The sequence below is a fragment of the Roseibium sp. SCP14 genome (genome assembly GCF_040329475.1).
Classification (GTDB): domain Bacteria; phylum Pseudomonadota; class Alphaproteobacteria; order Rhizobiales; family Stappiaceae; genus Roseibium.
Window position 1 is genome coordinate 264,043 of record NZ_JBDZYH010000004.1, and the last position, 25,461, is coordinate 289,503.

20 protein-coding genes are annotated in these 25,461 nt (G+C 57.5%); 13 read left to right on the forward strand and 7 right to left on the reverse strand.

Annotated features, from left to right (window positions below):
* Positions 1–245 precede the first annotated feature (245 nt).
* The 4 genes from ABLQ08_RS18215 (at position 246) to ABLQ08_RS18230 (ending at position 4,878) form a co-directional block, all read left to right on the forward strand.
* Positions 246–1,049, forward strand: coding sequence for a UDP-2,3-diacylglucosamine diphosphatase (locus ABLQ08_RS18215; protein WP_352944873.1), 804 nt, complete (start codon positions 246–248; stop codon positions 1,047–1,049).
* The gene (locus tag ABLQ08_RS18220) at positions 1,046–2,095 is read left to right on the forward strand and encodes a glycosyltransferase family 4 protein (protein WP_352944875.1); all 1,050 of its coding nucleotides are present in this window, start codon (positions 1,046–1,048) and stop codon (positions 2,093–2,095) included. Before ABLQ08_RS18215 ends, ABLQ08_RS18220 begins: the two co-directional genes overlap by 4 nt.
* A 99-nt stretch (positions 2,096–2,194) precedes the next feature.
* Entirely contained in the window at positions 2,195–3,220 is a 1,026-nt protein-coding gene (locus ABLQ08_RS18225) for a threonine ammonia-lyase (RefSeq protein WP_352944877.1), read from the forward strand.
* Between the two features lie 326 nt (positions 3,221–3,546).
* Positions 3,547–4,878, forward strand: a complete 1,332-nt coding sequence (locus tag ABLQ08_RS18230; protein WP_352944879.1) for a globin-coupled sensor protein — start codon at positions 3,547–3,549, stop codon at positions 4,876–4,878.
* Between the two features lie 177 nt (positions 4,879–5,055).
* On the opposite strand, the gene ABLQ08_RS18235 is transcribed toward ABLQ08_RS18230, so the two are convergent.
* Entirely contained in the window at positions 5,056–6,243 is a 1,188-nt protein-coding gene (locus tag ABLQ08_RS18235; protein ID WP_352944881.1) for a protein phosphatase CheZ, read from the reverse strand.
* A 120-nt stretch (positions 6,244–6,363) separates the two neighbouring features.
* On the opposite strand from ABLQ08_RS18235, the gene ABLQ08_RS18240 reads away from it, so the two are divergent.
* Positions 6,364–7,533 carry an MFS transporter gene (locus tag ABLQ08_RS18240; RefSeq protein WP_352944883.1) on the forward strand — a complete coding sequence of 390 codons (1,170 nt, stop codon included), beginning with the start codon at positions 6,364–6,366 and terminating at the stop codon, positions 7,531–7,533.
* Positions 7,534–7,560: 27 nt separating this feature from the next.
* Here ABLQ08_RS18240 and dgcA read toward each other — a convergent pair whose 3' ends face one another.
* Both dgcA and dgcN read right to left on the reverse strand, forming a co-directional pair.
* Positions 7,561–8,544 carry an N-acetyl-D-Glu racemase DgcA gene (dgcA, locus tag ABLQ08_RS18245; RefSeq protein WP_352944885.1) on the reverse strand — a complete coding sequence of 328 codons (984 nt, stop codon included), beginning with the start codon at positions 8,542–8,544 and terminating at the stop codon, positions 7,561–7,563.
* On the reverse strand, positions 8,541–9,554 hold the full coding sequence (gene dgcN / locus ABLQ08_RS18250) for an N-acetyltransferase DgcN (RefSeq protein ID WP_352944887.1): 1,014 nt from the start codon (positions 9,552–9,554) through the stop codon (positions 8,541–8,543). Before dgcN ends, dgcA begins: the two co-directional genes overlap by 4 nt.
* 92 nt (positions 9,555–9,646) lie before the next feature.
* On the opposite strand from dgcN, the gene ABLQ08_RS18255 reads away from it, so the two are divergent.
* The 4 genes from ABLQ08_RS18255 to ABLQ08_RS18270 are packed head-to-tail and all read left to right on the forward strand — an operon-like array spanning position 9,647 to position 14,255.
* Positions 9,647–10,795 carry an ABC transporter permease gene (locus tag ABLQ08_RS18255; protein ID WP_352944889.1) on the forward strand — a complete coding sequence of 383 codons (1,149 nt, stop codon included), beginning with the start codon at positions 9,647–9,649 and terminating at the stop codon, positions 10,793–10,795.
* A gap of 8 nt (positions 10,796–10,803) precedes the next feature.
* Positions 10,804–11,613 (forward strand): ABC transporter ATP-binding protein, encoded by an 810-nt coding sequence (locus ABLQ08_RS18260; RefSeq protein WP_352944891.1) that lies wholly within the window; start codon positions 10,804–10,806, stop codon positions 11,611–11,613.
* 10 nt (positions 11,614–11,623) lie between these two features.
* Positions 11,624–13,621 (forward strand): MlaD family protein, encoded by a 1,998-nt coding sequence (locus ABLQ08_RS18265; RefSeq protein ID WP_352944893.1) that lies wholly within the window; start codon positions 11,624–11,626, stop codon positions 13,619–13,621.
* A gap of 28 nt (positions 13,622–13,649) precedes the next feature.
* On the forward strand, positions 13,650–14,255 hold the full coding sequence (locus ABLQ08_RS18270) for an ABC-type transport auxiliary lipoprotein family protein (RefSeq protein WP_352944895.1): 606 nt from the start codon (positions 13,650–13,652) through the stop codon (positions 14,253–14,255).
* Positions 14,256–14,265: 10 nt separating this feature from the next.
* Here the strand turns inward: ABLQ08_RS18270 and ABLQ08_RS18275 are convergent, their stop codons facing one another.
* The 3 genes from ABLQ08_RS18275 to ABLQ08_RS18285 are packed head-to-tail and all read right to left on the reverse strand — an operon-like array spanning position 14,266 to position 17,117.
* Entirely contained in the window at positions 14,266–15,573 is a 1,308-nt protein-coding gene (locus ABLQ08_RS18275) for a TRAP transporter large permease (protein ID WP_352944896.1), read from the reverse strand.
* A 3-nt stretch (positions 15,574–15,576) separates the two neighbouring features.
* Complete coding sequence (locus ABLQ08_RS18280; RefSeq protein WP_352944898.1) at positions 15,577–16,086, reverse strand: TRAP transporter small permease; 510 nt, start codon at positions 16,084–16,086, stop codon at positions 15,577–15,579.
* A gap of 2 nt (positions 16,087–16,088) precedes the next feature.
* Positions 16,089–17,117, reverse strand: coding sequence for a TRAP transporter substrate-binding protein (locus ABLQ08_RS18285; RefSeq protein WP_352944899.1), 1,029 nt, complete (start codon positions 17,115–17,117; stop codon positions 16,089–16,091).
* Between the two features lie 145 nt (positions 17,118–17,262).
* Here ABLQ08_RS18285 and ABLQ08_RS18290 point away from each other — a divergent pair, with 145 nt between their 5' ends.
* Positions 17,263–17,796 (forward strand): MarR family winged helix-turn-helix transcriptional regulator, encoded by a 534-nt coding sequence (locus tag ABLQ08_RS18290; RefSeq protein WP_352944901.1) that lies wholly within the window; start codon positions 17,263–17,265, stop codon positions 17,794–17,796.
* A 136-nt stretch (positions 17,797–17,932) separates the two neighbouring features.
* Here ABLQ08_RS18290 and ABLQ08_RS18295 read toward each other — a convergent pair whose 3' ends face one another.
* Positions 17,933–23,779, reverse strand: coding sequence for an antitoxin (locus tag ABLQ08_RS18295; RefSeq protein ID WP_352944903.1), 5,847 nt, complete (start codon positions 23,777–23,779; stop codon positions 17,933–17,935).
* Between the two features lie 277 nt (positions 23,780–24,056).
* On the opposite strand from ABLQ08_RS18295, the gene ABLQ08_RS18300 reads away from it, so the two are divergent.
* The 3 genes from ABLQ08_RS18300 (at position 24,057) to ABLQ08_RS18310 (ending at position 25,423) form a co-directional block, all read left to right on the forward strand.
* On the forward strand, positions 24,057–24,371 hold the full coding sequence (locus tag ABLQ08_RS18300; RefSeq protein ID WP_352944905.1) for a hypothetical protein: 315 nt from the start codon (positions 24,057–24,059) through the stop codon (positions 24,369–24,371).
* Positions 24,372–24,622: 251 nt separating this feature from the next.
* The gene (locus tag ABLQ08_RS18305; protein WP_352944907.1) at positions 24,623–24,985 is read left to right on the forward strand and encodes an Hpt domain-containing protein; all 363 of its coding nucleotides are present in this window, start codon (positions 24,623–24,625) and stop codon (positions 24,983–24,985) included.
* A 117-nt stretch (positions 24,986–25,102) separates the two neighbouring features.
* Positions 25,103–25,423, forward strand: a complete 321-nt coding sequence (locus ABLQ08_RS18310; RefSeq protein ID WP_352944909.1) for a 2Fe-2S iron-sulfur cluster-binding protein — start codon at positions 25,103–25,105, stop codon at positions 25,421–25,423.
* Positions 25,424–25,461: the final 38 nt, after the last annotated feature.

The window sequence follows — 25,461 nt, forward strand, 5'->3', positions numbered from 1 at the left end:
GGCCGACATGCTGGCGCCAGAATGCTTGATATTTGGAATGACGTGATTGGAAGTATGTATCACGTAGCAAAAGGACAAGAGTAAAGTGATTTGAAAACAAGCACTTTTCAGATCCTTCCGTCAGACTTGCTGATGTCAACCAAGTGGCGGGTAAATAGATCCGGTACAGGATTGAGCGTGATCTGTCATAATAATGATACCTGAATCGCGTCTATAGCGCTCCAACGGGAATTTGGAGAAATGCTATGTCTACCGCAGAGGCATCGCGACATTACCGAGCCTTGTTTATTTCAGATGTTCATCTTGGGACGCGGGGTTGCCAGGCCGAGATGCTGCTTGATTTTCTGAAGGACAACGACGCCGAGACCATTTACCTGGTAGGCGATATTGCTGACGGCTGGCGGTTGAAACGGTCCTGGTACTGGCCGCAACTGCACAATGACGTCGTGCAGAAGATCCTGCGCAAAGGGCGCAAGGGAGCGCGTATCATCTACATCCCGGGAAATCATGATGAGTTTCTGCGCAACTTCCTGGGGACGCATTTCGGCGGTGTCGAGGTGACGGACAGCATCATTCATGAGGCAGCGAACGGCAAACGTTACCTTGTTATTCATGGCGACCAGTTCGATGTGGTTATTCGCCATGCCAAATGGCTGGCCTTCTTCGGTGACAAGGCCTACGTGACGGCACTTGCGGTCAACACCTGGCTGAACGTGTTTCGCCGGCGCTTGGGGCTCACCTACTGGTCCTTGTCCGCCTGGGCCAAGCTTAAAGTGAAAAACGCGGTGAGCTTCATCGGCCGGTTTGAAGACGCCCTGTCCGACGAAGCGCGTCGCCGGGGTGTCGACGGTGTCATCTGCGGCCATATTCACCACGCTGCAAATCGTGACATGAATGGCATACATTACATCAACACCGGTGATTGGGTGGAGAGTTGCACCGCTGTTGCGGAGCATCATGATGGTACGTTCGAGGTGATCAAATGGGTGGACCAGACCCAAGAGGGGACCGTACCGGCCAAGCCCAAGGAAACGCCGGTCGCAGCATGAGTTCAATACTGATTGTCACGGATGCCTGGCATCCACAGATCAACGGCGTCGTGCGTTCCCTGGAACGGACGGCCGAAGAACTCGAGGCCATGGGAATACGGATCGAGTTCCTGACGCCGCAGATCTTCAAGACACTTCCATGCCCGACCTATCCGGAGATCCGCCTGTCACTGACGCATCGTGGCATTGTGCGCCGGAAAATCGAAGAGTTCGGTTGCGAGCATCTTCATATTGCCACGGAAGGGCCGCTCGGGTTGCTGGCGGCAAGTGCGGCACGCAAGGCCGGGCAGCCGTTTACGACCAGCTACCACACACGGTTTCCGGAATATGTGTCGGCGCGTTTGCCCATTCCACTTTCCTGGTCCTATAGCTGGCTGCGCAGGTTCCACAATTCGGGTAACGGCTGCATGGTGGCAACGCGCTCACTGGAGCAGGATTTGCGCGAACGAGGTTTCAACAACCTGATGCGCTGGTCGCGCGGCGTTGATGAAGAGCTGTTCAAACCTTATGAAGGCAGCGTGCTGCCCGAGGATTTGCCCAGGCCCATTTTCATGTATGTCGGCAGGGTCGCGGTGGAAAAAAACATCAAGGCCTTTCTCGATCTGCAACTCCCGGGCACCAAAGTTGTTGTTGGCGGGGGGCCTCAGTTGGAGACCTTGCGGCGGGAGTATGCCGATACTCACTTCACCGGCGCGAAAGTTGGCGAAGACCTTGCGCCCCACTATTCGGACGCAGACGTCTTCGTGTTTCCATCGCTGACGGATACGTTCGGAAATGTGCTTCTGGAAGCGTTGGCTTGCGGCGTTCCGGTCGCAGCATACCCGGTCATGGGGCCTGTCGATGTCATCGGAGACACCGGGGCGGGTGTCTTGTCAGAGGATCTTAGGGAAGCCGCCGAGGCCGCTCTCGATATCCCGCGCGATCATTGCCGGAAGATCGCGATGAATTACACTTGGGCTGCGAGCGCACAGCAGTTCCTGGACAATTGCATCGCGGCAAGAGACCTTCACAATGCTCGGAATTTCGGTGCGAAAGCCGCCGAGTAGCGATTGCCACCGTCACAAGTTTGCGCGCCCGAAACATTGAGTTGGAAGCTGTTTCTCTTTAGTCATCAGTGCACAGATCAATTCTCAAGGTGTGTGTCGATGACAGGTGTAGAGATCCAGCCGGACCAGAGCGAAGCGAAAGCCTATTCGGGGAAAGTGGTTTCCATCGAAGATATCGAGGCCGCCGCAAGCCGCATTCAAGGTGAAGCCGTCGTAACACCGCTCCTTCGTCATCCTGCACTGGATGAGCGCGCCGGCACGCAGGTCTTCATCAAGCCGGAATGTCTCCAACGGAGTGGTTCTTTCAAGTTCCGTGGAGCTTTCAACTGTCTGAGCCAGATTGCCGACCCCGTGCGTCCAAACGGAGTGGTGGCCTGCTCCTCCGGCAATCATGCCCAGGGCGTGGCGGCAAGTGCGCAGCTGCTCGGCATACCGGCAACCATCGTGATGCCTGCGGACGCACCGGTCATCAAGCTGGAGCGCACACGAGCATTCGGCGCCAAGGTCGTGACCTACGATCGGGAAAACGAAGACAGGGAAGCGATTGCAGCGCGACTCTGCGCGGAAACCGGCGCCACTTTCGTGCACCCATTCAATGACCCGGCAGTCATTGCAGGGCAGGGGACCGTTGGTCTGGAAATGGCACGTCAGGCTGAAGAGCTTGGGGTGCAGTTTGACGATGTCCTGGCCTGCACCGGCGGTGGCGGCCTTTCAAGCGGGATCGCGCTGGCTCTCGCGTTCAAGTCACCCTCCACACGCTTTCACACCGTCGAGCCGGAATTGTTTGACGATTACAAGCGTTCCTTGGAAGCCGGTGCACTGCTGTCCAATGCTGCCAAGTCCGGATCGATCTGCGACGCGTTGTTGTCAGAAACTCCGGGCGAGATCGGATTTTCCATCCTGCGTCAACTCGCCGCTGAAGGTGTGACCGTTTCGGATGAGGAGGTGTTGAACGCAGTTGCGTTTGCGTTCACCGAGTTGAAGCTTGTCGTGGAGCCCGGCGGCGCTGCCGCGCTTGCGGCTGTGCTTTCGGGAAAGTTGCCTGTGAAGAACAAAACCATCGGCCTGGTGCTGACTGGGGGCAATATCGATCCACAGATGCTGCAAAAGGCGCTCGGCCGTTAACTCACCATTAGCACCACTGCGATTACTGCGGTGATCAAGACATGAAACTTCCTTTTGGAAGTCACTTTCATCTGAAAATGGTGAAATTTCTTGTCTTTGTACTTGAAGAGTAAGTTGAAGCTGTCCAAGTTCGAAATACTTGAAGACGTGTCTTTGTCGACAGTCGTATTTTTAACCGGACGTTGCGTCAAATTTGCTCCTGGGCGGCAAGTATAGTGCGGATGGCAGGTATATACGCATGCGTCTAGAAACAATAATATGTTGATGCAGGTTGTGTGCTTGTTGTTCTTCAATTGATGTGCATTTCATTGGAGTTATGGGCTGAAATGCAAAAGAACAATTTGAACGAGCGCCTGAAATTCTTACGGCTCTCAAATGACGACCGTGCCCTGGCCCGGTCATTGTGGCCGGTGATCGAGAACGAGCTGCCGGAAATCCTCAAAGCCTTTTATGCTCATGTGAACACGGTCCCGCATCTGGCGGCACTTGTCGGTGAGCAGCAGACTCGCCTGGTTGCGGCCCAGTTGGCGCACTGGAAAACACTTTTTTTCGATGGGCCCAATGAAAACTACCTTGAGCGATCGGAACGCATCGGGCTTGCTCACGTGCGGATCGGTCTGGACCCGAGTTGGTACATCGGTGGATATTCCTTTGCGCTGACGCATCTCACGCATGTGCTTATGAAGCGACGCTTCATGAGCGCGGGCAAACGTACAAATGCTGTCAACGTCGTGACCAAGCTGGTAATGCTGGACATGGATCTCGCGATCTCCACCTACCACGAGAAAATGGTTGCCGATGCCGTCGAGCGGGAAGAGCAACTGAAAGAGGCGATTGCCAACTTCGAGGGCGCACTCGGAAGTGCGGTCGGTGCTCTGGGCACGGCTTCTGAAAACCTTGAAACGTCATCGACAAGCCTGAAGCAGGAAACTGTGGCCATCGGTGAGCGTATGTACAAGATGGACGCCTCTTCTGCCGAAACGGCCAGCGGTGTTCAGTCAAGTGCAACTGCTACAGAAGAAATGTCGGCCTCCATCACTGAAATCGGGCGCCAGGCTGGGCAGTCTCGTGAAATGGCTCAAAAGGCCGTGGAGGGCGCTCAAAGCACCAACGAATCTGTGACCAAGCTGGCCGGGTTTGCCGATCAGGTCGGTTCGGTGATCGGGTTGATTTCGGACATTGCAGAACAGACCAACCTGCTGGCTCTCAACGCTACTATTGAGGCTGCGCGTGCAGGCGAGATGGGCAAGGGCTTTGCCGTTGTTGCGGCAGAGGTCAAGGAACTGGCGAGCCAGACAACCAAGGCGACCGAAGAAATCACGGACCAGATCGCCAGCATTCAGCAGGCGACCCGGGAATCGGTGCAGGATATCGAGGGCATAACCTCGACGATCAACGCGCTGTCGGAAATCGCGACAAGCATCGCCTCCGCAGTCGAACAGCAGTCTTCGGCAACGGCGGAGATTTCCTCGAACGTTCAGATAGCAGCGCAGGGAACGCAGGCCTTCACGGATGAGATCTCTGCCGTTCGTGGATCGGTGGATAGCGTTGAAGGCACGGTCGGTTCTATCCAGGACATGTCCAGTTCGCTCAAAGACCAGGCGGATCGGCTGGGTGAGGAAGCGAACCGGTTTTTCCGCAAGGTCAACGCCGCTTAAAGAGCGGCAATTTCGATTGGCATTGGAAAACATGATGAAGCGCGCCCTTTGAGGCGCGCTTTTTCATTGAGGGAGTTCTGCAGGTATCTGTTGGCGCTGGTAGAATGTTCTGAGACACAAAAAAGGCGTTACCGTCTGGCAACGCCCTTTGTCGTTTCTGGATTTGATGCAGAAGGATCAGTTGAAGAGCGCCTGCCGCTCTGCTTCGGACAGCTGCTGAAGCGGGTCCGCGCCTTCATCGACCGCCGTTTCCTCGGTCATTTCCCATGCAGCATCGGCATCTGCCTCTTCAGCAACCGCTTCAACTTCGTTGTCGAACAGTTTTTCGATCGCTGCCTCATCCAGTGTGGCTTCGGGATCCGCTGCTGCAAAGTCGTCTTCCTCGACTGGCGCAGCTTCTTCGGTGTCAAACGATGGAGAAGAGGCGAACATGTCGTCAATGGCAGCTGCGTCCATCGGTTCGTCGCCGCCGGCCATGATTGCATCCACATCAGCGTCGCTGGCCATGATGGCGTCCACATCCGATCCGCCTGCCATGATGGCATCGACGTCAACTTCGCTTGCCTGTGTGGCGGTGTCCGAAGCAGCGATCGACTCGAAGGACGTGTCGCCGCCGGTTTCTTCCATGGCAGCGTCGAACACGTCGTTGCTGACGGACATCAGTTCGTCGACACTGTTCTGGCAAACACCGCTTCCTTCAAGCTGCGGTCCGTTGAGGAGGTGAGCATCCGGGCGGCTGTCCACTGGACCCGACGTCTCGTCACCCTCCAGCTCTTCAATTCCCCAGATATTGATCATCAGATTGATGCGGCTTTCCAGATAGCGCAGTACCTGAACAACCTTGTTGGTGCGTTGACCGGTCAGATCCTGGAAGGAGCAGGCCATGAAAATTTCAGTGGCCTTGGCGTCGATGTCATCGCACGCCGCGTCATCCGCTCCGTTTTCACGAAGTACCCAGGCTTTTTCCTGGATCTGCTCTGCAGCCTCCAGGATCGACTGGGTGGCACCTTCAGTCTGAGTAACGATGGCATCGAGCTCGTGCGAGGCATCCATGAAGCGGTTGCTTTCCTCGCCTTCGGCCTTGATATTCGCAATCTCGGCCTTGGTGCGCTCAATCGCCTCGTGCATCTCGGCAATATCCAGGCGGATCTTGTCAAGATCCGGCACCTTGCGCTGCCGTGTAACGACTTTTTCCAACCGGTGAATCGCAGTCAGAATTTCCGTTGTTTCCGGAGTCTTGTGGCGATTCAGGAATTCCTTCAGAAACCGACGCCCGCGATCGGATTCCATCAGGGTCTGTTCGAGCGTCTGATATTCGACTTCGCCGATCAGTCCTGGCTCTTCCTGTACTGCTTCCGCTTTCATATGGACGCAATTCTCAACTTGCCTAAGGGTCGTTAGTTGCCGTAACACGAACAACTTCTCCTCAAGGGTAAGATCAAAATCGTTAACATTCCTTGAGGCTCATGCCTTGCCAAAGATCCAATGACAAAATTGTCTTCCAATCTCAGTTTCCGGGTCGCAGCGCTCTTTGCCTGCCACTTTTTCGGCTTTGGTCTCTTCCTGCCGTTTTTTCCCGTGGTTCTGGAAACCCGTGGATTGAGTGCCGCCGAGATCGGCTTCATTCTGGGGGCAGGGACAATTGCCCGGATCGCAGCCAGCCCGGTCTTTTCGAACATTGCCGATAGAACGGGCCAACGCAGGTTATGCATCCTGGTCTACTCGCTGATCGGAGCTGCCTTCATTGCGTTGTTTTCATTGCCGGGCGGCCTTGTCGTCGTCACGATATCGGTGATTGGTTACATGGTCATCAAGGCGCCCGTGCTGCCACTCAGCGATGCTTACGCGCTGGATGTGAACCGGAATACCGGTGCCGATTATGCCCGAATGCGGCTTTGGGGATCGGCAGGTTTCGTGGCCGCCAACCTCATCGGCGGAACTCTTGCCGCCGCAACCTCGTCCTGGATCATCCTTGTGCTGATCGCAGCAGCGGCCCTGGCAACCGGGGCGGTGGCCATGTCTTTGCCGCGTCAGAAGAGAGATGACGCGCATGCACAGTCAGCCGCCGGGGAAGCGGACGTGCCGTTCAAGAGCGTCTGGTTCTGGCCGGTTTTGGCCGTTCTCGGCCTTTTTCAGGCCACGCATGCCGCGTTTTATGGCTTCGGCACGATCTACTGGCAGGCGATGGACGTCCCGGATTTTTCCATTGGAGTGTTGTGGGCGACAGGCGTGGTCGCGGAAATCGCCCTTTTCACGATTGCCGGAAAGTTGGCGCTGCGCTTCGATCCGCCGATATTTCTGATTGTTGCAGGTCTCGCTGCCATCGTCCGATGGGGATTGTTCCCGTTCGCCGACACGTTTGTTTCCATGGCTGCGCTTCAGTTGCTGCACGGACTGACGTTCGGTGCGTCTCACCTAGGGGCCGTCGCCATATTGGCGAAAGTTGTCCCAAGTCGCTGGGCGGGAACCGGGCAGGGACTGCTTGCCACATCTATCGGCATACAGATGGCGATTGGTCTGAGCATTTCCGGCGCACTTTTCGATACCGATCCGAATGCACCGTTCTACCTGATGGCAGCGGCATCCGTTGTCGGTGTCGTTGCCATGATCGCGCTGACGCCGCTTGTGCGCCAGCGCATGGATGCCGTTGCCTGATCGACCCCTCTTCAAGGGAGCTTTCGCCTAGCCCCAGAGCGATGGTTCCGGCGGATACAAAATGCTGCCTTCGAACTTAAGCCCAGGCGTACGGTCCTCAGCCAGCAGCAAAGGGCCGTCGAGATCAACATAGTCGGCCTGCTGCGCAATCAGGACTGCCGGTGCCATCGCCAGCGAAGTTCCCAGCATGCAGCCGACCATGACCTTGAAGTCGGCAGCGCGAGCCTCGTTGAAGAGTTTCAACGCTTCCGTTAGACCGCCGGCCTTGTCCAACTTGATGTTGACGGCGTCGTATTTCTCACCGAGCCCGTCGAGGCTTTTGCCCGGATGAAGGCTTTCATCCGCGCAGATCGTTACCGGGCGCTTGATTTCCGCAAGCAGACCGTCCGCGCTGGACGGCAAGGGCTGTTCGATGAGTTCAACACCAGCTGCCTTGCAAGCTGCCATGTTCTTTTCAAAGCAGCTTTCGTCCCAGGCTTCGTTGGCGTCGATGATCAGCGTGCTGTTGGGCGCGGATTGTCTTACAGCGGTTATCCGTTCGTCATCGCCCGGGCCTGCCAGTTTGATCTTCAGGAGTGGCCGGTGAGCTGCCGCGCGTGTTTTCTCCGCCATCACCTCCGGCGTGCCGACGCTGATGGTGAAAGCTGACGTGACGGGCTTGAGCGTGCCAAGTTCGGCAATTTCCGCGGCCCGTTTTCCCGATTGCTTTGCTTCCAGGTCCCAAAGCGCGCAATCAACCGCATTGCGGGCAGCGCCCGCCGGCATGGCTTTCAGAAGCGCCTGCCGGGACAGTCCCTCTTTCAGCAGGGGGGTGATTTCCTCGATCTGGGTCTGTACGCTTTCCAGCGTTTCACCATAGCGCGGGTAGGGGACGCATTCGCCTCTGCCCCTGTGAGTGCCGTCGGAAATGGAGACGACGACGACCTGTGCGTGGGTTCGAGAGCCTCGGGAAATTGTAAATCCACCGGCGATTTCGAATCGCTCGGAGGCAATGTCGACGGTGATAGTCATGGTGCACCGAACTCCGCAGAGACTTTATCAACAATTACGTCCATCCCGTAACGGACAGGATCGGTTGCCGGCAGACCGTGCTTTTCACCGACCTTCGCCAGGTAGGCAAGCGCCTCATCATCGTCGAGCGCAGCCGTGTTTACGGCAATGCCGACACAGCGGATTTCGGGATTGGAGAGCTTGCCGCATTCGATGGTCATGTCGATGACCTGCTGGATTGTCGGCAGCGGAGTGTCTACGCCGCGCATGGCTGTGCGGGTCGGCTCATGGCAAACGATGAAGCCGTCCGGCTGAGAGCCATGCAGCAGTCCCAGAGTGACCCCGGCGAAGGACGGGTGAAACAGCGACCCCTGACCTTCGATGATCTGCCAGTGGTCTTCCTCCGTTGCCGGCGACAGCCACTCTGCGGCGCCGGAAATGAAGTCCGCAATCACCGCGTCGAGAGCGACGCCACGACCGGAGATGAAGACGCCGGTCTGGCCGGTGGCGCAGAAGGAACTCTTGTATCCGCGCTCATTCATGGACTTATCCATGGCAAGAGCGGTGTATTTCTTGCCCACGGAGCAATCTGTGCCGACAGCCAGAATGCGTTTGCCGCTGCGCTTCGTGCCCTTGCCGGTGGCAAAGGTCATGGTGTTGTGACGAACGTCGTGGAGTTGCCGGCCGTGCCTTTCGGCAGCTTCCCGGATCTCCGGAAAATCGGAAAGGCGAACATGCAGTCCGGAGGCGACATCGAGGCCCGCTTCAAGCGCCTCGACGATGGAGGCAATCCAGTGGTCCGGCAATCGGCCACCTGCATTCACCGCACCGATGATCAGCGTCTTTGCGCCGGCCGTCGCGCCTTCTGAAATTGTCATGTCGGTCGAGCCTGTGTCGGCCACGCAACCTGGAAGACGGACCTGGCCAATACACCAGTCCTTGCGCCAATCGACAATGCCAATGGCGGTTTTGGCAGCAAGGGCATCGGGAACGTCACCGAGGAACAAAAGATAAGGACGGGCTATTTCCATGGACAAAGCTTTCAAGTGGCTGCTGGACGTTAATCTTCTCCTTCAGGTATACGAGGGTTGTAGAACAAGCGGCAAGAGGGCAGCCATCCGGAATGGCATTCTTGGAAAAAAACATTGCACCGGAGATGCATCTGGAGACCGATGGTTCCAATCATCAGTTCCTCGCCCTCTCGGGAGACTGGACGGTCAGCACAATCGGCGATGCCGAAAACGAGATCGCCAATCTGAATCTCTCCAAGGAGGGACTGACCTGCATTGACGTGTCCAGGATCGAACATCTGGACACCAGCGGTGCCTGGTTGATTCACCGTACCCGCGGGCGGTTGGAATTCGAAGGGCGCAAGGTGGGACTTTCGGGCGTGTCGCCGGTTCGCCAGACACTGTTCGACGAAATCGAAAGACACCACCCTCCAAGCTGGAAACCTGAGCGAGGCGGTTTTTCCATCGTCGGGTTTCTGGAAGATACAGGCCGTCAGATGGTCGACGTCTACAAGGACGGTCTGGCGATGCTGCATATTCTCGGCTCGCTCGGGCTTGTTCTCGCGACGGTGCTGTTTAAGCCTGCGCGGCTTCGCAGCATCTCGATAGCCGTCCAGTTCGACCGCAGCTGTATAGGTGCGGTGCCGATCGTCGCCTTGATGAGTTTTCTGATCGGCGCGATCATTTCCCAGCAGGGGGGATTTTATCTCAAACAGTTCGGTGTTGATATTTATGTGGTCGATCTGGCCGGGATCCTTATCCTGCGTGAGATTGGTGTCATTCTGACAGCGATCATGGTGGCCGGCCGGTCGGGATCGGCGTTCACTGCCGAATTGGGCGCTATGCGCATGCAGGAAGAGGTGGATGCGCTCCACGTTATCGGCCTGAGTGTAACGGAAGTTTTAGTCCTGCCGCGGATCCTCGCGCTGATGATTGCCTTGCCAATTCTGACATTCATAGCGGATATGTCTGCCCTATTTGGTTCAGGCCTTGTCACCTGGATTTATCTCGATATTCCACCGACCGCCTTTCTCACTCAGCTCCAGTTGGCCATCACCAACGGAACGCTTGCCGTCGGCATCGTAAAGGCGCCTTTCATGGCCTTGATTGTCGGCCTGATTGCATGCGTGGAAGGTTTGAAAGTTGGTGGTTCTTCTGAGTCACTTGGCCGACACACCACAATGTCTGTCGTAAAAGCTATTTTCCTTGTTATTGTCGTTGACGGATTCTTTGCCGTTTTCTTTGCGGCCATCGGGATTTAATCGAGTTCATGATGCTGACAGATGCCGCAGAACAACCGACAAAGCTGGTGTCGACCGCAGAAGGAGCAGAGAATGTTCTTTCCGTTCGAGGTGTCACAGTCGGCTTCGGCAACAAGATTGTTCTGCAGGATCTCGATCTTGATGTTCGCCGGGGCGAGGTGCTCGGGTTCGTCGGCGGTTCGGGCATGGGAAAATCGGTTCTGATGAGGACCATATTGGGTCTGACACCGAAGCGGGCAGGTACCATATCGGTGTTCGGGCATGACCTGTCGACGGCAACACCCATGGAGCGAACAGCCATCGAACGTCGCTGGGGTGTTCTCTTCCAGCAGGGCGCCTTGTTTTCATCGCTTTCGGTGAAGCAAAACATCCAGGTTCCGATGCGCGAGCATTTGAAGTTGTCCCCGCAGCTGATGGACGAGCTGGCGACGCTGAAGCTCGAGCTTGTAGGCCTTCCCCAGGACGCGGCGGACAAGTTGCCGTCAGAATTGTCGGGAGGCATGGTCAAACGCGCCAGTCTGGCGCGTGCTCTTGCGCTGGACCCGGATTTAGTGTTTCTGGACGAGCCTACCTCGGGATTGGATCCGATCGGGGCGGCCGCCTTCGATTCGCTGATCGAAAATTTGAGCTCAACGCTCGGATTGACCGTCTATATGGTCACGCATGATCTCGATAGTCTGCATTCCATCTGCGATCGCATTGCAGTTCTTGGGCATAAACGTGTTCAAGCCATCGGGACACTGGACGATATGATGAAAAATGATGATCCCTGGATTAAAGAGTATTTCAGGGGTAAACGAGCGTTGCGCCGAGTATAGGTTGGACTGAATGGAAACCCGCGCGAATTACATTCTGATCGGTTCCTTTATGGTTGCCGTTTTGGCTGCTGCGTTCGGGTTCGTCTATTGGAAAGCAGCAACAGCTGAATCCCGGCAGAATGTTCCGCTCAGGATCATTTACCCAGGCCCGGTTACGGGACTGCCGGTGGGCGGCCAGGTTCTCTTCAATGGTATCAAGGTCGGAGATGTGAAATCCCTCGATTTCGCCAAGGATGACCCGACCAAGGTGGTTGCGACGGTTGGCATCAAACCGACGACGCCTATTCGCAAAGACACCAAGGCCACGCTGAATTTCACCGGCCTGACAGGTATTGCATATGTTGACCTGTCCGGCGGTACATCGTCTTCGCCGCTGCTGCTGACGCAAGACGCTGATGGCAAGGTTCCGGTTATCTACGCGGAACGGTCATTCTTTGATGACATTGTTGACGGAGCGCGCGATGTTCTGAAACGCGCGGATTCGACGATGAAGACGATTGATGACCTTTTGAAGGACAACGGTCCGGTCATCACCAAAACCATCAGCAACGTAGAGACCTTTTCCGCAGCGCTGGCTGCCAATTCCGATGGCGTGAAAGACTTCATGGCAAGCATCGGCAAGGCCTCCGAGGCGTTCTCCAGCCTGTCCGGACGTCTTGAGAAACTGGTTGACCAGGGAGAACGGTTGCTGGCTGCGGTGCCGTCGGACAAAGTCACTGCGATTGTGGATGATCTGCAGAAGTTTTCCGCCAGCCTCGGTGATGCCAGCAAGGATATCGACCTCCTGATGGCAGATGCCCAGAATGCCGCCAAGGAGCTTGAAACATTCACCAAGAAGCTGAATGAGGGGCTTGGCCACGTTCAGACCATCGTCCAGGCGGTCAAGCCGGAAGAGGTTCAGGAAGTGATGAAGGGCGCTGCTGCTCTGGGAGAAGTGCTGCAGAAGCGTACCGATGACATCAACAAGCTGATTACCGCAACCAGCGAAACGATGCAGAATGTCAACGATATCGTAGAGACCGTTCAAGAGCGGGAAGGCGCGATTTCCGATATTCTGGAAGGCGGGCGTGAAGTCGTGCTCAAGGTGGACGCCATCATGAGCCGCGGCGTTGAAATTGCCGCTGCGATCGATCCCATCCAGATCGAGCAAGTTGTTGCTTCGGTCAATGCGTTTACGCAAGGCCTGAATGTCTCGCTGCTGCGTGTGGACGAGTTCCTGGCGAGTGTCGACCCACAAACCGTCGGCGGTGCGGTCGACAATGTTGCAATCATCATCGACAACCTGAGAAATCAGCAAAGCCAGATCAACGAAATCATCGCGTCGACCAAGTCCACGGTTCAGAATTTCGAGGCCGTTTCGGCAACCGTGCGCGGACAGGATGACCGCATTGCAGCGCTGATCACGGATGTTCAGGCGGCAGCCGAACGGTTCGCGACGACGCTGGAAACAGCTGACAATCTCCTCAAGGCGGTTGATCCGGAAAAGGTCGCCAACATCGTCGGTTCTGTCGAATCGGCAGCTTCCGGTCTGGCCAATCAGCAGGACGGTATTCCGGCCATCCTGCAAAGCGCACGAAAGGCGGCCGACAACGTTCAGCAGATGACGGAAAACCTTTCCAAGCGCACGCCGGATGTCGACCAGATCATTACCGATGCCAAGCAGATGACGGCAACGCTCAATGCGACGTCTGTCAGGGTCGAAAGTCTGATCGAAAAAGTCTCGACCATGGTGGATGGCGATGGCGAAGGTCTGATCAAGGAGGCAACGCTTGCGGCACAGGCAATCCGCAAGGTGGCGGTTGCCTTCGAAAGCCGGGCAGATTCCATCGCCGGCGGTCTTTCCAAGTTCGCGACACAAGGCTCAGCTGACTTCGCCGCCGCACTTTCACAGTTCAACCGCACACTTGTATCTGTTCAACGGGCAGTGGAAAGTTTTGAACGCAGCCCGAATCGGGTGATCTTCGGTGGTGAGGACGTACCGACCTATTCCGGCGGACGGCGGCGGTGACATAGATGAGTTTCAGGGGCAGGGGCGTATGAAGAAGGCAACCACAAGCATGACCCGCAGGAGCGTCCTGAGCGCTCTCGGGCTCGGTGCGCTTGTCGCAGGTTGTGCCAGCAATACGCCCTCAGCCTATTACAGCCTGACGGCCGCGGATCTGTCCGGCGCGGCCGGGCGCTCCAGCCGGGTGCAGGTTCTGGTGGCACCACCGCGGGCGCTGAAGGCCCTCGACACGAGCTATATCGCCGTGGTCGATCAGGGACCCGTCTACAGCTATTTCCCCAAATCTGCGTGGGCAGACACGTTGCCCAACGTGGTTCAGGCCAAGCTTCAGGAGACCCTGCAGAATACCGGCCGGCTACGCGGTGTCGGCTTGCCCGGAGACGGGCTGCTGATCGACTATCAGCTGCAGACGGAAATCCGCGCATTTGAGCTGCAGGTGGGCGGGGCCAACCGCGGTGTGGTCGAGATCTCCGCGCGGATCGTCAATGACCGCAACGGGCGGACAGTGGCAACGAAAGTGTTCCGCGCCTCGACGCCCGCCGGAAGTGCTTCCGTGGACAAGGCGGTCGAGGCGATGAACGCCTCAGCCGACAGAGTGTTTGCCGAAATGGCCGCCTGGACGATCCAGAACGTCTGACGTTTCTTTTCTAGATCAGTATCAGAGACAGCGCCGGAACCGCGATCAGCAGGGCCAGACGGAAGATGTCGGCGATCCAGAAGGGCACGATGCCTGAGAACATGGTTCTGAGGGGCACGTCGGTCAGAACCGAGCGCAGAACGAAAACGTTCAGGCCGATGGGCGGGGAGATCAGGCTGATTTCCGTGACCACCACCACGACGATCCCAAACCAGATCAGAACCATGTCAGGATCGCTCAGGATACCTGTGCCGAAATCCAGAGAGGTCACCAGCGGGAAGAAGACCGGCACGGTCAGCAGGATCATCGAAAGGCTTTCCAGAACGGCGCCCAGTACGACATAGATCAGGACCAGTACCAGCATTACCACATAGGCATTGACGTCCAGGGACTGAACGAAGGTCAACAGGGCATCGGGCACACCGGCATAGCTGATGAAGTTGGAAAAGACCTCCGCGCCGATGATGATTGCGAAGATCATCGCGGTTGTCCGGGCGCAGTTGAGACCGGCTGTAAAGAGCTTTTCCCAGGACAGGCCACCGGATGCAAACGCGATCACGAGCGCCGTCGCAGCTCCGATTGCTGCAGCTTCGGTCGGGGTGAAGAAACCACCATAGATACCGATCATGATGATGGCAAACAGACCGACAACCGCCAGGACACCCCAGAGATCTTTCTTCTCCAGCGGGATATCTTCATGTTCCGACGGTGCCAGGCCGGGCTTGAGCAACACTGTTACATAGACGGCGGCAAGGTAGAACAGCACCCCGAGGAGGCCTGGAATGATACCGGCGATGAACAGCTTGCCGATGTCGGCCTCGGTCAGCAGTCCATAGATAATCAGAATGACACTTGGCGGGATCAGAATGCCAAGCGTGCCGCCGGCGGCAATCGAACCGGTCGCCAGGCTGTCGGCGTAGCCTGCCTTGCGCATGGACGGCATTGCGACCTTGGACATGGTTGCAGCGGTCGCAAGAGACGAGCCGCAGACGGCGGAAAATCCGCCACAGGCGACGATCGAGGCCATGGCAAGTCCGCCACGCATTCGGTGCAACATCCGGTGGGCAGTGGAAAACAGAGATTGGCTGACACCGGAAATAGTCAGCAGGTTGCCCATGAGGATGAAGAGCGGAATGACCGACAGCGTATAGGACAGGCCGGTGTCAAAGGCGGCGTTGCCGAGCAGGTTCAGAGCGGCGTTCCAGTTGCGCAGAGCCGCAAAGCCAACGGTGCCGATTATGATCATTGCTATTGCGATCGGAACACGCAGCAGCACAAGCGCAAAGAGCGCGACAAAACCAATCAGAGCTTCCAGCACGCGTCAGGCCTTCTTTTGGAAACGTTTGAGGGACCAGAAAATGGCCGCTACGGCCGAAATCGCGAATGAAGCAGCTCCCAGCCAGCCGATCAGATAGAGCGGGATCGACAGGGAGTCGGTTACCTGCTCGCGGCGTTGCAGCTTTTCGGCGTGTTCCATCAGCTCCAGGGAGACAATGGCGAACACGGCGACCGTGGTAACACCGGCTGCAATGGTGCCAAGTCTCTTCAGCAGGACGCTTTTCAATCCGTCGAGCAACTCAACTTCAATATGTTCGCCGGCCGCGGTTGTCAGTGGCAGAGCCAGAAAGATCAGAGATGCCAGCAGAAGCTGCGTCAGTTCGTAGGCGCCACTCACCGGGCTGTTGAAGAGGTAGCGGGCAACGACATCCACACAGGTGAGCCCGATCATTGCGGCCAGCACCAGCAGACAGGCGAGACCGAGCAGAAAGGTCGCTCCACGCCGGATCTTGGCGATCCGGCCCGGAGCTGGTGTTTGAGCGCCAGGCGTCATGATCAGTGCTTGACGCCGGTTTGTGCACGCATGTCGGAAAGGGCCGCAGCGCCGTCGAAGCCGGTCTCCTTGACCGCGTCTGCCCAGGTGCCTTCATGCTTGGCCGCAAGTTCCTTGATCTTGTCAAGAACCGGAGCAGGGGCGTCGTAGACCTCGACTTCCTTGTCGGCGATGTATTCCGCACCGCGGGCATCGGAGGCGTCCCAGACGCTGCCTGCCAGTTCGGCCAGAGCCGCGCCGGAAACTTTTTCGATTGCAGCCTGGTCTTCAGCCGAAAGGCCGTCCCAGATGTCTTCGTTCATCACCATGAACCAGGAGGTGTTGTAGATGCCGCCCGGAACTTCCATGGAGTATTTGATATAGTCTGTGAGTTTGAAGGCCTGGAGCGCTTCCATCGGGAATGTCACGCCGTCAATCACTCCGCGGGAGAGCTTTTCATACACTTCGCCCGGCCCCATGAACTGGGTGGTAATGCCGAGGTCCTGGGACAAGTCGGCAATGTAGCCGCCAGGCGTGCGGATCTTCAGGCCGGAGAAGTCTTCCGGATTTTCGATCTTGCGCTGGTTGTTGTGGAACATGCCCGGACCGTGGATCCAAAGGCCGAGGAGCTTGGTGCCCTGATGCTCGCCTTGTGCGTCCAGCTTCCCGCCATACACTTCCCAGTAAGCCTTGGAGCCATCCGTCGCATTGTCGGCAATGAAGGAGAACTGGCCAATGCGAGAGCGCAGGAAGCGGTCATCCTTGGTAAAGGAGTGAAGACCGTAAGTGATGTCGGCGACACCGTCGGCTGCAAGGTCATAGTGCGCAGGAGGTGGTCCGAGCGGCTTCGGCAGGATGCGTACGGTGACGCGGCCCTCTGTCGCCTCGGCAACCTGCTCGGCCCAAGGCTGCATGACATCGGTCACGATCGGATGCTTCGGTGGCAGCCAGGATGACAACACCAGCTCATCAGCGGTCGCGCTTGCAATCATGGTGGTCAGGGCGGTTGCCGTCAGCCCCGCGAAGATGGAAAGACGCTTCAAGGATTTCACAGTTTATTCCTCCCGTTCACCGTCTGAACGCAGATCGACGCCTGTTTCATCCGGTTCTTTGAATATTTTTACGAAAATAGTTGCATATGAAACTAAGTCAATCTTAAAATCACCATGTAACCCAAAAGAAGCAAGCTGAGATTTCATGAGTAAGCTGAACACACCGGATAACCATGTCGCTGCCAATGGGGATCGGCCGCCGGAGAATGGGGATCGCCAGAGGACAGATTTTGTGCTTGAGAAGTTTTTTCCGTATCGGGTGCGCGTGTTTTACACGGACGTCACCAACGCCTTGTCTGAAGTCTATCAACGCGATTATGGCATGATGCCTGCGGAGTGGCGGACCATGGCCATCCTCGGTGCGGCATCCGGTGGATTGCAGGCAACCGAAATCGTCGCCCGGTCCAGTATGGACAAAGTCGTGGTAAGCCGGGCAGTGAAGCGGATGGAAGAACGCGGTTTCCTCATGCGCGAGGCAAACAGCGCTGATGGGCGGAGTTTCTTGTTGCAGCTGTCGGATGAGGGCAGGGCAGTCTATGAGGACCTGGCGCCGAAATTGCTCGCTGTCGAGCGCAAGATGCTTCAAGGCCTTGGCGAGGAAGAGATTTCGGACTTCCTGGCGGTGGCTCAGAGAATTCGGAACAATCTGGCTAATTCTTCAGAAGAAAACGGTAGCTAGCACCGAAAGTGGTCTCAGCTGGCAGATTTGAATGCTTTTGGTGGGCGCTGGTCGTCGCCGAAAGTCACTGGCCTATCTCCTTCCCGGAAACAAAAAAGGCGGCCCTGAGGCCGCCTTTTGTATTCTGTTTCATACCTTAGTCCAGGCGTCCGCTGGCATGGGCAAGCATCGTGTAGACCTTGCCGGTGTCAGAGGTGAGATAGGTCTGACCCAGCATGTTGTCGCGGTCGTTACGAGAGACCTGAGCCAGAAGCTGCTCGAAGTCTGCGACATAGCGCTCGACGGCCGTGCGGAATTCAGGGTCACGGGCATATTTCTGACGGATCTCGTCAAAGGTCTGCTGGCCCTGAAGGGTGTAGAGACGGCGGGTGAACACGTGGCGTTCGCCATTCCGGTACCGGTTCCACAGGTCGATGAAGGTCTCGTGGTCGATAGCACGGGCGATGTCGACAGACAGGGAATTCAGACTTTCGACTGTCTGAAGCGGTGTCCGTGCCGGCTCCGTATCGCTGCTGGCGTCGTCATCGCTGGAGGCGCGGCGCAGCAGGTCTGCAACCCAGCCCTTGCCCCTGGAGCTGCCATTGTCAGCCTGCTGCGGCTGGGCACGGCGGGTCTCCATCGGACGGTTGACGGCCGGGCGAGGTTCTGCCGCCGGCGCCTGCTGACGGGCAGGGGCGGCGGGGGCAAAACTTGCTGCCGGAGTCGGCTGAGGCTGAGGAGCCGGAGCGACGTTGGCGGTTGCTGTTTGTGCCTGCGGGCGGGAGATGTCCAGAGAATTGGACTGCTTGGCAACAATGTCCGACAGTTCCGAAAGGGCCCGGATCTGCTCGTTCACCACCTTGCGCAGTGCCGCGGAAGATTCTTCCGCTTCGTCCGGCAGGTTGAGAACGCCTTGCTTCAGTTCGTTGCGGGTTGCCTCCAGTTCACGGTGAACATCGCGGGCAACGTCGCGCATGCGGGTTGCAGCATCATTGAAGCGGTCAGAGGCGTCGGTAACCGTGCGGCTCATTTCCGCAATGATGTCGTCCTGAGCCGACCGAATGGCGTCACGCGCCTTCTGGCCTTCCATACCCGCTGTCAGGCGCATGGATTCAAACTGCTCGGAAACCTGCTTGGACGCAGCTTCCGCCGCAGCGCTCAGCATGGTTGCCGCATCGCGGGCCTTGTCGTCGGCTGTTTCCAGCGTCTCCGACAGGGTCTGCGTGAAGGAGCGCATGAGCGTGTCGACGGCTTCCGTTTTCGCCAGAAGCGTATCGGCGACTTCCTCGATCGCCGAACGGCGTTCGGTGACCCGGCTTTCGACGGTACGGTTGGTGTCTTCCAGGTGCCGTGCCGCTCTGGTCAGTTCTTCGGATTGATCGTTGAAGCGACCGGTCAGGTTCTGAACGTCCGCTAGGGTTGTCGAAGTGACGTCCCGCAGGTTTCCGACCTGCTCGGTGATCAGCGTCGTGGTTGCGTTGGTTTCGGTAACTGCGCGGTCGACCGCCGAGCGGAACTCGCCGGCACGACGTGCCAGATTACCTTCAACCTCGGTGAGGTTTTCACCGGCCGCAGAGACGATGCCCTGAAGGTTGGCGTTGGAGTCCTCGATCTTGTTGAGGATCTCGGTAACGTCAGCCTCAAGACGGCGCTTGGTGTCGCTGAGCAGGGTGGTTGCCTGGTCGCTGCGTTCATTGATGCTTGCAACGATCCGGTCGCCTGCCTCAACAAGCGAGCGTGTCGCATCGAGGCCTGTATGAGCGAATGTCTCGGTGACATCGCGGCCCTTGACCGTGATTGCTTCCAGGATCGCCCCGTGGACCTCGGAAAGGCGTCCGGTCAGATCGTTGGCGCGTGTTTCGATGGCGCTGATTAGCTCGTTGCCATCTGTTCCAACAAGCTTTGCCAGTTCGCCGGAGCGGGCACCAAATGCTTCGTTCAGCGAGTTCGCTTTCGACAGGAGTTCGTTGGCAACCTCGTTGCCACGGCCAACCAGAAGGTCGGCTGCCTCCGTCACGGCGCTGTTGACCCGCGCACGGACCATTCCCGCTTCGCTTGACATCTGACCGCGGATTTCTTCCAGGGTCTTGGCCAGCGTCATGCGGGCCTGCTCACTTTCCGCGGACAGGTTGCCGGAAATCTCGGCGATCAGACCGGAGAGATCGTTGCGGACTTTTTCGCTTTCACCGGTCAGAGAGCCGGTGAATTCTGCAAGCGTGCCAGCGTATAGTGCGCGGGCATTTTCACTTTCGGCGGCCATGGCGCGCGCTGCATCGCCAACTGCGGACAGGACGAGATCGCGGATCTTGCCGCTTTCGTCGTTGAGCGTGCCCGTGGCCTGCTGCATTGCAGAGCTGACTGCTTCTGCCGCCTTTTGGCTTTCACCGACCAGGACGCCACGCGCCTCGCCAACAGAGCCGAGAACGATCTGGCGCATACGGTCGCCTTCACCGGAGAGTTTCTCCGTAGCCTGGCTGAGAGCGACATCGACGATTTCAACGGTTCTGGTCCGCTCGTCAGACAAGGTCTGAACGGCTGCGGTCACCGCTTCCTGAACAACGTCACGCAGACGTGTGCTTTCGCCGGAGAGCGTAGCCCCAGCCTCGGAAATGACGGCTGTCAGGATATCGCGTGCGCGTTCGCTCTCACCGGTCAGAGTGCCGGAAATGCTTTCCAGACGCTCATTGAGCAGGGTTTCGAGCTGAGTTGCGCGGCTGTCGAGTGTTTCGGCAACCTCGAACACCTTCGCGCCGAGTGAAACGTTGATTTCGGCAATGCGTTCGGACAGGGAGTCCGTCAGCTGTTCGCTTTGCTTGCCAAGAACGTTGCCGGCTTCCGCAAGGCGGTTGTCGAGGGCGGCGGTCATTTCGTCCTGACCTTCCACAAACGCCTTGGCGATTTCCTTGGTTCTGGTGATCAGTGTTTCGGAAATCTGACGGGCACGGGCATCGAGGGTTTCGTCGATGCGGTCGGTGCCGCTGGTCATGGAAGCAGACAGAAGTTCCGCTTTTTCCGCCATGGAGGTGGCCGCACCGTCGACACGGGTCGAAAGTGTCTGACCGATCTCTTCCGCACGATCCGCAAGCGTGTTGCCGGCCGCTTCGATCCGCTGGCCGAGCTGGAGGGTGATCGAGTCGGACCGGTCGGCGAGAACGTCCGTGATATTGCGGGTCTTTTCTTCCAGCGCTTCGCTGATGCCGGTGGTGCGGTTCTCGATGGCATCGGCAAGGATTTGCGTGCGTGCTTCGAGCGTTGCCTCGAAGGAGGCAGTGCGCTGATCCAGCGTTAGATCGAGAGTGTTGATGTGGCTTCCGAGCGAGGCATCCATGGTGGAAATGCGCTCGCCCATGGATGCATCCATCGAGGCAACCCTGCCTTCGAGCGTTGCATCCATGGCCGCAAAGCGGCTTTCCAGCGTGGTGTCCAGCGTGGAAACGCGCTCGCTCAACGTGGTGTCGGCGGAGGCGAGGCGGCTCTCCAGAGTGGTGTCCATGGTCGCGATGCGATCGGTCAGGGTCGCGTCGACCGTTGAGAACCGGTTCTCCAGGGACGTGTCCATCGTGGCAATGCGTTCGCTCAACGTGGCATCCATGGAGGAGAGCCTGGTTTCGAGCGAGGAATCCATGGAAGCCAGGCGGCTTTCCAGCGACGTATCCATATTGGCGATACGGTCGCTCATTGTGGCGTCGATTGCTGAGAAACGCTGCTCCAGCGAGGTATCCATCGTGCTGATGCGATCGTTCAAGGTCGCATCGATGGCCGCATATTTCTGGTCCAGGGACGTGTCCATGGTGGTAATGCGGTCGCCAAGCGAGGCGTCCATTGCATCGATCCGTGCCGCGAAGGTGGTGTCGAGCGTGGACAGGCGAGAATCGAGCGCTTCGGACAGGAGAAGCGTCTTTGTGTCGAATGCGTCGATCAGCTGGCCGCCGCGATCGGTGACGATCGTCTCCAGTTCGGTGAGGCGGGTCGACAGACCGTCCTGCAGAGCCTGACCGCGAACTTCCAGGGTCTCGGCGATCTTGCCGCTGATCTCGTTGATGTCGCCGGTGACCCGGTCGCCACGGCTGCCGATGAGCTCGGCGAGCTGTGTTCCGGTTTCGGCCAGTTTGAGCGTAAGAGCGCCCGTCTGCTCGCCAAGGCCGGCGGCAAACTGGCTGGAAACACCCTCAAGCGTGTCGCGGAAGTCGACGGTCTGCTGCTCGAGAATGGTTGCCATCTCGTTGCTGCGTGCCGCCAGACGCTCGTCAAGTTCCGCACCATTGATGGAAATGGCGTTGTAGATGCGCTCGGAGATGGAGTCGAACTTCTCAGCCAGTTCTCCACCGCGAACGGAAATGGTTTCCGTAAGAGTGCCCGCGGTTTCGTCCAGCTTGGCGGCGATTTCGCCACCGCGAAGAGACAGGTCAACCACGATGCTTTCCCCGGTGCCGCGAAGAATTTCAGCGACCTCGGTGGAGCGGTTGGAGAGGGTTTCGACGATTTCCGCGCCACGGATGGAGATGGTATCGGTAACCGTCTGACCGCGTTCGGAGATACTTTCGACGACGCGTGCACCGGTTTCCGCCAGAGACTCGTCGAGATTGTTCACGCGGCTATCAACCGTGGTAACAAGCTCTTCGGTGCGGGAGGTAATGGTATCGATCAGGCGTCCGGAGGTCAGCGACAGATTGGCGTTGATTTCTTCGCCGCGCTGGGTGATGACCTCGCCAACGCTTGCACCGGTGGTTTCCAGCGTGGAGCGGAATTCGTCAGCTTTGGTGCTGAGCGTTTCGACAACCGAAGTGCTGGAGGTTGTGAGCGTTTCGTTGATCTCGGTGCTGCGGCTAGAAAGCGTTTCAACAAAGTTGTTGGCCGTTTCGGCAAAGCGCTCGTTTACCTCGTTGCCGCGAGCCGAGAGTGTTTCCCACATGGAAGAGCCGGTTTCGGCAAGATTTTCAACAAGATCACTGCCTGTCGTGGACAGGCGGGAAACGTAGTCTTCGGCACGAACCGTGAGAGAGTCTACCAATTCATTGCCGGACGCGTTCAACGTGGCACCGAGGGACTCAATTCTGGAATCTACCGTTGATGTCAGTTCCTCAACGCGGTTGTTCACCGCGTCGATCATGCGCTGGGTCGCCTGATCGACCGTGGTGCCGAGTTCTCCGGATGTATCGGAAAGCTTCGAAGAAAACTTCTCGTGGGCGCCGGCAATCGTTTCACGCACGCGCTCGGCATTCATGACGATGGACTCACGCTGGCTGACCAGCTCATCGATCAAGGCGCGGATCTTGAGTTCATTGTCGTTGTAGGAGCGTTCGAGTGACGACACTTCGTTGTGAACCAGAACTTCCAGCTCGCTGGCGCGGGCGATCGCGCGCTCGATGCCGTCGCCCATCGCGGCAACTTCCCGGCGGATGGCTTGGCCGACACTGAGAATGGACTCCTTCGCCATGTCTTCCGGCTCAGCCAGGCGAAGGGCGACTTCGGTCATGCCGCGCGCAACGATGCGCATTTCCTGCGCGCGCCAGATCATCATCGCCATAATGAAGAAGAAGATGATCGGAACGACAATCCCGACAGCCGCCAGGATCATCTCTGGCGAACCAATCAGAGCCTGCGTATCTAGCGTGGCTACCTTGTCGGAAAATGCCGACATGAAGAGGCTAATTCCGAGTGCAGCCCAAACCGCGCTGAGGGCGAGGGCCCCCCAGAACGGAGCCGACGAGGGACGACGCTGCAAAGCGTAGATCAGATTTCCGATGTTTCGGCGATCGTCGTTTGCCGCGGGCGGGCGTCCGCCACGGCCGCGACGGCGCGATTGGCGCTGCTCCTCGCGGCTTGCCCCATTGTCCTTGTCTGCCAGCTGTTTGCGGGCCGGGCCCGCTTCTGCCGCAGCACTTGCCTCGGGAGCAGACTTGGTTTCCGCAGTCTCGGGGCCACCGAAATCGAGTTTCAGAGCCTCTTCAACCGCGGACAGAGCCGCTTCTGCCGGATCTTTCGCCTTTGTCGGGTTTGCCATTTAGGGTCGCCTCACATCCGTACTCATTACACACCGGTATCCCAGCCAGTTGCATGCGCAACTTTATACAGTATCTACCGGATGCGTCATTCTTGTCGGTGCCGGTCACGGGACAGCACCGCAAAACTTGTTTTGAGGGAGGGCCGCCGCTGACCCACCGTCGTCATTCCGATCGACGGAATACTCCCCATCTTGCCGCATCAGTAACTGTAATGGCACAATCTCTCCTAACGAACAAGAAACAGCAATGGCCTGAATCACTTAGGGGGCGGTTTAGATGCCGGAAACGAAGAAAAATGACGCAGCGGGAAGTGTGGGCGACGGTGGACAACCCGCTGCGCTCAAAGCGGGAAGTTTAACCGCGCCGCAAAAGCGTTGGTTGAAAAGAGGACTCGATCAACCGGGTGGAAAACTGCCCTTGTTTGATGATCAGGGGCGGGAGATTCCGGCTCGCACCATTCGGGCCTGCATTGAGGGAGGTTGGGCAGAGCCTTGGTTTTCCAACCCAATCAAGCCCGACTGGCTGGTCTGCAAGCTGACCCCTGCAGCCATCAAAGCCCTGTCTGCAAGTCAAAAACGCAAAAAAAGTTAACGGCGAATCATTTCATTAAAATTTTAGGCATTTAAAAAAATGGCAGAAATGCAAGGTCTTTTTGAAAGTTGTTGGTAAGTACTGCTTAATGTGCGTTAACCAAAGAATCAATTTTTTGGGGACATCGCCGGGACGGCGGTGATTTGCGCGGTCGCTTAACCGGGTGTTTGAGGCTTTTTGACCACAATTGCGGAAAGACAAGCTTGCGGCGGGGTGCCGTCAGGCATGTAAAGAGTAGTTGGAGCACCCTTATGGCCCCGTCATCCATGGCCCGCGTTTCCGGTCGTGCTGGTCCGGAGGCACCGATTGATCTGGTGCAGCTGGCTACCAACACGTTGGGAAACCGGGAACTGGAAGTTCAGGTTCTCAACCTCTTCCAGTCGCAATCGTCTTCCACTTTGGAGCGTCTTGCCATGGAAACGGACGTGTTGGTCAAGCTCGACCTGGTGCATACCTTGAAAGGGTCTGCGAGGGCGGTTGGCGCGGAACGGGTGGCCGTCGTTTGCGAGACCCTGGAGGGAAAGATGAAAACCTCCAATGATGCCGCAACCGAGGGTCTGGTTGCTGCCGTCAATGAAGCCAATAGTTACATTTCCGAATTGCTTGAAGGTTAAATCCTCAGTTCAAAACCGGCAGAATGCGATTGTGAAACGGCACAGTCCTTGACCTTTTTGTTGGAAGCTTTATGTCGGTTCAGCTGAAACCCGCAATTCAAGGCTTGGACGCGACTTATGCCGAAAATCACTTTTGTCACCGCTGATGGAAACCAAACCGAAGTTGAGGCCGCTGAAGGCTCCACGGTGATGGAAAACGCCATCAAGAACATGGTCCAGGGTATTGAAGCGGAATGCGGCGGTGCCTGCGCCTGCGCCACTTGCCATGTTTATGTCGATGATGCGTGGTCCGACAAGATCGGTTCGGCTGAGCCGATGGAAGAAGACATGCTCGACTTCGCGTACGACGTGAAGCCTACCTCACGCCTTTCATGCCAGATCAAGGTCAGCAGTGAGCTGGATGGGCTGGTTGTTCACATCCCGGAGCGGCAGGCCTGATTGCCGACTGTTCATTTCAATTGACAAAAGAACCCGCC

Excerpts from the sequence above, each read along its gene's own strand:
- ABLQ08_RS18215 (WP_352944873.1), top strand. The coding sequence starts at position 246 with ATGTCTACCGCAGAGGCATCGCGACATTACCGAGCCTTGTTTATTTCA.
- ABLQ08_RS18220 (WP_352944875.1), top strand. The coding sequence starts at position 1,046 with ATGAGTTCAATACTGATTGTCACGGATGCCTGGCATCCACAGATCAAC.
- ABLQ08_RS18225 (WP_352944877.1), top strand. The coding sequence starts at position 2,195 with ATGACAGGTGTAGAGATCCAGCCGGACCAGAGCGAAGCGAAAGCCTAT.
- ABLQ08_RS18230 (WP_352944879.1), top strand. The coding sequence starts at position 3,547 with ATGCAAAAGAACAATTTGAACGAGCGCCTGAAATTCTTACGGCTCTCA.
- ABLQ08_RS18235 (WP_352944881.1), bottom strand. The coding sequence starts at position 6,243 with ATGAAAGCGGAAGCAGTACAGGAAGAGCCAGGACTGATCGGCGAAGTC.
- ABLQ08_RS18240 (WP_352944883.1), top strand. The coding sequence starts at position 6,364 with ATGACAAAATTGTCTTCCAATCTCAGTTTCCGGGTCGCAGCGCTCTTT.
- dgcA (WP_352944885.1), bottom strand. The coding sequence starts at position 8,544 with ATGACTATCACCGTCGACATTGCCTCCGAGCGATTCGAAATCGCCGGT.
- dgcN (WP_352944887.1), bottom strand. The coding sequence starts at position 9,554 with ATGGAAATAGCCCGTCCTTATCTTTTGTTCCTCGGTGACGTTCCCGAT.
- ABLQ08_RS18255 (WP_352944889.1), top strand. The coding sequence starts at position 9,647 with ATGGCATTCTTGGAAAAAAACATTGCACCGGAGATGCATCTGGAGACC.
- ABLQ08_RS18260 (WP_352944891.1), top strand. The coding sequence starts at position 10,804 with ATGATGCTGACAGATGCCGCAGAACAACCGACAAAGCTGGTGTCGACC.
- ABLQ08_RS18265 (WP_352944893.1), top strand. The coding sequence starts at position 11,624 with ATGGAAACCCGCGCGAATTACATTCTGATCGGTTCCTTTATGGTTGCC.
- ABLQ08_RS18270 (WP_352944895.1), top strand. The coding sequence starts at position 13,650 with ATGAAGAAGGCAACCACAAGCATGACCCGCAGGAGCGTCCTGAGCGCT.
- ABLQ08_RS18280 (WP_352944898.1), bottom strand. The coding sequence starts at position 16,086 with ATGACGCCTGGCGCTCAAACACCAGCTCCGGGCCGGATCGCCAAGATC.
- ABLQ08_RS18290 (WP_352944901.1), top strand. The coding sequence starts at position 17,263 with ATGAGTAAGCTGAACACACCGGATAACCATGTCGCTGCCAATGGGGAT.
- ABLQ08_RS18295 (WP_352944903.1), bottom strand. The coding sequence starts at position 23,779 with ATGGCAAACCCGACAAAGGCGAAAGATCCGGCAGAAGCGGCTCTGTCC.
- ABLQ08_RS18300 (WP_352944905.1), top strand. The coding sequence starts at position 24,057 with ATGCCGGAAACGAAGAAAAATGACGCAGCGGGAAGTGTGGGCGACGGT.
- ABLQ08_RS18305 (WP_352944907.1), top strand. The coding sequence starts at position 24,623 with ATGGCCCCGTCATCCATGGCCCGCGTTTCCGGTCGTGCTGGTCCGGAG.
- ABLQ08_RS18310 (WP_352944909.1), top strand. The coding sequence starts at position 25,103 with ATGCCGAAAATCACTTTTGTCACCGCTGATGGAAACCAAACCGAAGTT.